We start from the raw sequence: 5,313 nt of genomic DNA, 5'->3' as shown, positions 1-5,313 counted from the left end.
TGAGACATATTGCAGATGACACCTGCCTGTTGAAGCGCGTCTGGTTGTGGAGCCCAGATGCTAGTGCTACTCACATTCTTCGCTGAATTGGGCAATCTGGCTAGCCCGCTTCGATCCGAGGAAGGAATCTCGCCGAAGCTGCACACTGAACTCAATCTAATCGCCATGCATTGATCTGTCCATACCTAGGGCGTATGATTTTATCACGCGCATGGAAATGCGAGTCGGAAGGATGTGACACATGGCGACTCGATTGGGCTTGGACATCGGCACCAACAGCATCGGCTGGTGCCTCTTCCTTCTTGATGAAGGTGGCAATCCAATCGGAATCCACGACATTGGCGTTCGTATCTTTTCGGATGGGCGTGATCCCAAGTCTGGGGCTACGCTGGCGGTTGACCGCCGTGATGCGCGGGCGATGCGGCGGCGGCGTGATCGTTACGTGCGACGGCGCTCGGCCTTGCTGGACGCCTTGATCGACATCGGACTGATACCCGCCGATGCTCAGGATGCCAAGGCGCTGGCCGGATGCGATCCCTATGTCTTGCGTGCGGATGCATTGGATGGCCCCCTGAACCCGCATCATCTGGGCCGCACGCTGTTTCATCTCAACCAGCGGCGGGGCTTCAAATCCAACCGCAAGGCCGAGCGTAAGGCAGGCGATGACAAGGAAGGCGGCAAGATCGACGGCGGCGCGAAGGCGCTGGACGCGGCGATGGCAGATGCGCGGGCGCGTACTTACGGTGAATTTCTGTTCAAGCGCGCCAGTGCCACAACCGACCAGAATGCAATCCCCACCAAGCGCGTGAGGATGCGCGCTGAAGCGGACGGCTATGACTTTTACCCCGAGCGCCGCCACCTAGAGGCCGAATTCGATGCTATCTGGGCGGTGCAGGCCGCGCATCATCCGGCGCTGCTAACCGATGCCGCACGTGACCGGTTGCGGCGCATCATTTTTTTCCAGCGCCCGCTGGCAAAGCCAAAGATAGGCGGCTGCACCTTTTTCAACGAAGAGGAGCGTCTGGCCAAGGCACATCCGCTGTTTCAGGAACGGCGGCTGTATGAAGAGGTCAATCAGCTTGAAATCACCAAGGCGGGCGCGCCATCGCGCAAGCTGACGCTTGATCAGCGCGACACCATTATCCTACAGCTCAAGTCGGCCAAGACGGCGAGTTTCTCCGCCTTGGCGAAACGCATCAAACTGGGCGATGGCGAGAGCTTCAACAAGGCGAGCGAGAACCGCAAGGGCCTGCTTGGCGACGAAATCGCTGCCTCATTCAGCGACAAGACGTGTTTCGACACACGCTGGGCGCATTTTGATTCCGGAACGCAATGGTCAATCATTGAAGCGGTGGCGGAAGAAGAAGACCCGGTTCGCCTGCACGACTGGTTGATGGCTACACACGGCGTCACTGCCGCACAGGCCGAAGCTATCGGGCGCGTACGCTTGCCAGAAGGTCATGGTCGTCTTGGCGAAACCGCTAGCCGGTTGATCCTTGCCGAACTCAAAACCGGGTCAAAAGACGGGCATCCGCTAACCTACAACGAGGCAGTGGAGGCAGCGCTCGGAAAATCGCACAGCGATTTCCGGACCGGGGAAATTCTGGACGAATTGCCCTACTACGGCGAAATCCTTTCACGCGAGATACCGCCCGGAGATTTCGACCCCGCGCACCTGAAAAATGGGAAGAATCCCGATCTTGCAGCCTATTGGGGCCGGATCACCAACCCCACTGTCCATATCGGCCTGAATCAGCTTCGCCGCTTGCTCAATGCCATTATCCAGGTGCATGGCCGTCCCGACGAGATTGTCGTCGAACTGGCACGTGAATTGAAGCTCAGTGAAAAGGAAAAGGCCGAGTACAATAAGCGGATCGGCGCGAATACCCGTGCGGCGGAGGCCCGGTCAAAAAAACTACTGGAAAGCGATCAGCGTGACAGCGGCTCCAACCGGGCGCTGCTCAAATTGTGGGAGGATCTCAATCCAAACAACCCGCTGGACCGTTGCTGCCCGTTCTGCGGGCGACATATCGGCCAGTTGGCGCTGTTCACCGATCAGACCGAGATCGAACACATAATCCCCTATTCCCGCTCCTTCGATGATAGTGCTGCGAACAAGGTCATCGCGCATCGCAGTTGCAACCGGGAAAAGGGCAACAAGACGCCATGGGAAGCCTGGGGTCATACCGAACGCTGGGCGATCATCGCAGAGCAGGTGTCGCGTCTCCACAAATCCAAGCAATGGCGCTTCGCCCCGGATGCGATGGAACGCTTCGAGAAAGAGGGTGGCTTTATCGCCCGACAACTGTCCGACACGCAATATCTGTCGCGCATGGCGCGAACCTATCTGTCGAGCCTCTATCCTGACACTGCGGGTGTCTATGTTATTCCCGGCCGGATGACCGCAATGCTGCGGCGGCTCTGGGGGCTGAACGAACTGCTGCCTGACCATAACTATGTCGAAAACCCGCACAGTGGCGCGCCGAAAAACCGTCTGGACCACCGCCACCACGCGATCGATGCCGCCGTTGTCGGGGTCACAACGCGCGGCCTGCTGAACGAAATTTCGAAAGCGGCGGGGAAGGCCGAGGATCAGAACCTAAACCGGCTCTTTATCGATCTGCCCAAGCCCTGGGAAACCTTCCGCGAAGACCTGCGCGAGTCCCTCAATCGCGTGGTTGTTAGCCACAAGGCCGATCATGGCCGCAAACGCGTGCCGCCTAAGGGCCGCGATGCAACTGCCGCCAGGCTGCACAACGATACTGCTTATGGTTTTACGGGAAAGGTCAGTGACAGCGGGTTGCCCATTGTCGTTCACCGGGTGCCACTTCTCAGCCTCAAACCCGCTGATATCACGGACCCCATTCGCATCCCGGATGCTGCCCTGCAGCGTGCGCTGTGGGCGGCAACCGAGGGCAAATCAGGCAAGGATTTCGAAAAGGCGCTTGTCGCGTTCTCGAAGGACAACGCCATTTTTAAGGGAATTCGCCATGTGAGAGTGAGGGAAGGCCTCAACGTCATACCGATCGCCGACAAGACTGGCCGCGCATACAAGGGTTATAAAGGCGACGCGAATGCACGTTTCGACGTATGGCGAATGCCGGACGGCAAATGGGTGTCATCGGTTGTGTCGATGTTCGATTCTCATCGGCGCGACTTTGAGGCCGAAAGGCCGCATCCCGCCGCCAAGAAAGTTCTTAGCCTGCGGCAAAATGACCTCATCGCCATCGAACGTGATGGTGGGGCGCGAGAAATCATGCGGGTTGTGAAGTTTGGTGCTGCGGGCCAGATTACGATTGCCGCGCACCAAGAGGCAGGGCCACTCAAGGAACGAGACTCCAAATCAAATGATATCGATCCGTTCAAGTACTCCTCGCCAACTGCCGGTGGCCTCAAGAAGCTAAAAGCCCGGCAGATTCGTATCGATGAACTTGGCCATATCTCCGATCCGGGGCCGCGTTAACCTTTCATTAGCCATGATGTGTCAGCCTTCGCTTCCGAAAGGCTGGCTATGGATCGTCTTGTCGATATTGCCACGGATGATCTGCACCTGTCCGCTTATCGCGGATTCATGGTCGTCAGCCTTGATCGCGAAGAAAAAGGGCGAGTCGCGCTCGACGACATTCAGGCGGTTATCGTTCATGCCCACGGCGTAACGTGGACGACCAGCCTTGTCGTCGCGCTGGCCGAACGTGGCGCAATCATGGTGCTGTGTGCGGCCAACCATTCCCCGGTGGCCATCATTTCTCCCATTGATGGCCATCACGCCCAGGCCGCCAGGATGCGGGCGCAATGGGATGCGCCGCGCCCGATGTTCAAGCAGCTCTGGCAAAAAATCATCGTCGCCAAGATTACCATGCAAGCTTCGCTTTTGACCGCCCAAGGCAGAGCGGAAGCCAATGCACTTATGTTGATGGCGCGGCGCGTTCGTTCTGGTGATCCGGACAATCTGGAAGCGCAGGCCGCTCGTAAATATTGGCCCGCCCTGATGGGAGCTGAATTTCGTCGCGATCAGGATGCCGACGGTGCCAACGCTCTACTGAACTATGGCTACACCGTCATGCGATCATGCGTTGCACGATCGATCATCGGGGCGGGGCTTCACCCGGCAATCGGGCTGCATCACCATAATCGCCTTAACGGCTTTGCGCTGGCCGATGATCTGGTCGAGCCGTTTCGCCCACTGGTTGACGGGCTGGTCCGGCGAATGATTGATGAAGGCATCGACACCGTCACTCCGGAAGCAAAGCGGCGGCTGGCGCGCCTGATTGGCCATGATTTGCGCCTAGGTGAGGCAGTCTCGCCCGTGTCTGTGGCAAGCCAGCGCCTGGCCCAATCGCTTGCCCGGAGCTTCGAAGAACGCAAATCGGCACTCGCCCTGTTCGATCCGCCTGATGCCCTCGATTGGGCCTCGCTCGGACAACCGGTGGCGATTGAACCATGAACTTGAGTGGATACCGGCTGATGTGGATATTCGTCATGTTCGACCTGCCAGTGGATACCAAAGAACACGTGCGGGAAGCGACCAAATTTCGGGAGTTTCTGCTTGATGAAGGCTTCGAAATGAGTCAGTTTTCGATTTATGCTCGTTTCTGCAATGGCAAAGAACACTATGAGACTTATCTTCGGCGAATCGAGGCCCATCTGCCAGAGCGCGGGGAAATTCATGTGCTCAACTTTACCGACAAGCAGTATGAAAATATCATCCGCTTTTCGAGCCAGCGCCGTCAGCTGCAACGAAAAAACCCGGATCAGCTCGCCATGTTCTGACGATTCGCCGCATTTTTGCGGTGACAGATGGGGGATTTTTCAGTCTTATTTCAACTGGTTAGCTCCCCATCTGTCATAGCATTTCAGAAATCGCGGTCCAGCTGCAACTGGCGCGGCGTTCATCGGAAGTATTCTATAGTCATAGCATTTCAGAAATCGCGGTCCAGCTGCAACCTGAAATTGCCGAGGGACGAATTGCCCACTAGTCATAGCATTTCAGAAATCGCGGTCCAGCTGCAACAATCGTTCGCTTCGCTGCGGTATTGCGGCAGTCATAGCATTTCAGAAATCGCGGTCCAGCTGCAACTCAAGGTCGCCGGCCATGTTGTTGTAAAGCGTCATAGCATTTCAGAAATCGCGGTCCAGCTGCAACGATCATCGCAGGGACTAAAGACCCGGCCATGTCATAGCATTTCAGAAATCGCGGTCCAGCTGCAACGGCACGTGCAAGCGGCCCTAAAGGGGCGGGGTCATAGCATTTCAGAAATCGCGGTCCAGCTGCAACCGCGTGCCGCTCTATACCGAATCCGATCTGGTCATAGC

3 protein-coding genes and 1 CRISPR repeat array are annotated in these 5,313 nt (G+C 57.2%); all 3 genes read left to right on the top strand.

What is annotated here, in order from left to right:
• Nucleotides 1-241: 241 nt before the first annotated feature.
• Genes cas9 through cas2 form a run of 3 tightly spaced genes read left to right on the top strand, consistent with a single transcriptional unit; the run spans nt 242 to nt 4,770 of the window.
• Entirely contained in the window at nt 242-3,463 is a 3,222-nt protein-coding gene (gene cas9, locus P4L78_RS21590) for a type II CRISPR RNA-guided endonuclease Cas9 (RefSeq protein ID WP_309330662.1), read from the top strand.
• A gap of 48 nt (nt 3,464-3,511) precedes the next feature.
• Nucleotides 3,512-4,444 (top strand): type II CRISPR-associated endonuclease Cas1, encoded by a 933-nt coding sequence (cas1, locus tag P4L78_RS21585; RefSeq protein ID WP_309330660.1) that lies wholly within the window; start codon nt 3,512-3,514, stop codon nt 4,442-4,444.
• Entirely contained in the window at nt 4,441-4,770 is a 330-nt protein-coding gene (cas2, locus tag P4L78_RS21580; RefSeq protein ID WP_309330658.1) for a CRISPR-associated endonuclease Cas2, read from the top strand. Before cas1 ends, cas2 begins: the two co-directional genes overlap by 4 nt.
• A 72-nt stretch (nt 4,771-4,842) precedes the next feature.
• Nucleotides 4,843-5,275: direct repeats of the CRISPR family, unit length 36 nt; unit sequence GTCATAGCATTTCAGAAATCGCGGTCCAGCTGCAAC.
• Nucleotides 5,276-5,313: the final 38 nt, after the last annotated feature.

This window comes from Silvimonas sp. (assembly GCF_031291215.1).
Taxonomy (GTDB): domain Bacteria; phylum Pseudomonadota; class Gammaproteobacteria; order Burkholderiales; family Chitinibacteraceae; genus Silvimonas; species Silvimonas soli.
Note: the sequence above shows the minus strand (reverse complement) of the source record. Positions and strands in the feature narration are given on the sequence as shown.

Bases quoted from the DNA above. Each gene is read 5' to 3' on its own strand.
- cas9 (WP_309330662.1), top strand. From the start codon at position 242: ATGGCGACTCGATTGGGCTTGGACATCGGCACCAACAGCATCGGCTGG.
- cas1 (WP_309330660.1), top strand. From the start codon at position 3,512: ATGGATCGTCTTGTCGATATTGCCACGGATGATCTGCACCTGTCCGCT.
- cas2 (WP_309330658.1), top strand. From the start codon at position 4,441: ATGAACTTGAGTGGATACCGGCTGATGTGGATATTCGTCATGTTCGAC.